Source organism: Pseudomonas sp. R62, from assembly GCF_000257605.1.
GTDB lineage: Bacteria > Pseudomonadota > Gammaproteobacteria > Pseudomonadales > Pseudomonadaceae > Aquipseudomonas > Aquipseudomonas atacamensis.
The window spans coordinates 1,345,894-1,347,709 of record NZ_JH635998.1 but is presented as its reverse complement, the minus strand read 5'-3'; the positions used below and the strand labels follow the sequence as shown (position 1 = coordinate 1,347,709).

The following is a 1,816-nucleotide window of genomic DNA, read 5'->3' as shown; positions in this document are numbered from 1 at the left end:
GCGACCAGGGCAAACAGTGACGACAACAACATCCCGGCCAACATCGCCAGCAGCACACCCAGCCACAGGTTGCCGCTGTTCAGCGCGACGATAAAACCGATCACCGCACCGAACAGCATCATGCCTTCCTGGCCAAGGTTGAGGACGCCGCTTTTCTCGCAGATCAACTCACCCAATGCCACCAGCAACAGCGGCGTGCCGCAGCGGACCATCGCGTAGAAAATATTGCTCAACAGATCGATATCCATCACAGCGCTCCGGCGGTTACGGCAGGGGTCGAGGCGCGCCGGGTCCAGCGCAGTTTCAGGCGTGGTCGATAGAGAATCAGCACGTCACAGGCGAGCAGGAAAAACAGCATCATGCCCTGGAACAATTGGGTGATCGCTTGCGGCAGATTGAGCGACATCTGCGCGCTCTCGCCGCCGATGTACAGCAGCGCCATGAGCAGACTGGAGAACAGAATGCCAAGCGGATTCAACCGTCCGAGGAACGCCACGGTGATCGCCGCATAGCCATAGCCCGGCGACACCTGCGGCACCAGTTGGCCGATCGGCCCGGTCACTTCGCAGACCCCGGCGAGCCCGGCCAGACCACCGCTGATCAACAGCGCCAGCCAGATCAGGCGCTTCTCGCGAAAGCCGACAAAACCTGCCGCACGTTTGTCCAACCCGAGCACTTTGATCTGGAAGCCGATAAAGCTTTTCTGCAACAACACCCACACCGCAACCAGCGCGAGCAGGGCGAAATATACCCCGGCATGCACGCGGCCGTCCTCCAGCAGCAGCGGCAAACGACTGGCGTCGCCGAACATCGCCGACTCGGGAAAATTGAAGCCCGCCGGATCCTTCAACGGCCCGTGCACGCAGAACAGCAGCAGGTTCAGCGCGATGTAGTTGAGCATGATGCTGGTGAGGATTTCGTTGGCGTTGAAGCGCGTGCGCAGCCATGCGGTGAGCCCGGCCCATGCGGCGCCCGCCAGCGTGCCGGTCAGCAGAATCAGCGCCAGCGCCCAGCGACTTTGCATGTCGATAACGTTCACTGCCAGAGCACTGCCGGCCAAGGCGCCAAGTAGAAGTTGGCCTTCGGCGCCAATGTTCCAGATCCGCGCCTGATAGGCCACGGCCAGGCCGAGTGCGCAGAGCAGAATCGGCAGCGCCTTGACCAGCAATTCAGATACGCCATACAGATCGCTGACCGGTGCGATCAGCAGTGTGTGCAAGGTTTGCAGTGGGTCGTGGCCCAGCGCGATGAACAACAGCGAGCCGCAGCCGAGGGTCAGGGCCGCCGCCAATAACGGCGAGCACCACAGCATCAGGCGCGATTGCTGGCCACGGGGTTCGAGGGAAAGCAGCATGTTGAAACTCCGTTAAACCGAGGCGGCGCCAGGTGAGTGATCGAACTGGCCGGCCATCCACGCGCCGACATCGCTCAGTTGTGTAAGGCCGGTGTCTTGCAGTGCCGACAGACGCCCGCCGCATAGCGCGCCGAGGCGATCGCTGATCTGGAACAGCTCATCGAGGTCTTCGGAAATCACCAGAATCGCCGCGCCGGCATCGCGCAGGGCAATCAAGGCGCGATGGATGGTGGCGGCGGCACCGACGTCGACGCCCCAGGTCGGGTGCGCGGCGATCAGCAGTTTCGGTTGCTGAAGAATTTCCCGGCCGAGGATGAATTTCTGCAAGTTGCCGCCGGACAGGCTGCGCGCAGCGGCTTGCGTGTCCGGGGTCTTCACGCCGAAACGCTGGATGATCTGCTGCGCGAGGGCTTCGACTTTGCCGCGTTGGATCAACCCGTGGCTGACCAGTCCGTGCTGAAA

The 1,816-nt window shown here is 62.3% G+C and carries 2 protein-coding genes and 1 pseudogene; all 3 read right to left on the bottom strand.

What is annotated here, in order from left to right; translation table 11 throughout:
- Positions 1-248: ABC transporter permease subunit (locus OQK_RS07400; RefSeq protein ID WP_038860701.1), on the bottom strand; the 248-nt coding region annotated here is incomplete at its 3' end.
- Entirely contained in the window at positions 248-1,354 is a 1,107-nt protein-coding gene (locus tag OQK_RS07395) for an ABC transporter permease (RefSeq protein ID WP_016771811.1), read from the bottom strand. The genes OQK_RS07400 and OQK_RS07395, both read right to left, overlap by 1 nt.
- A 12-nt stretch (positions 1,355-1,366) precedes the next feature.
- A pseudogene (locus tag OQK_RS07390) lies at positions 1,367-1,816 on the bottom strand (ABC transporter ATP-binding protein); the annotation flags it as partial.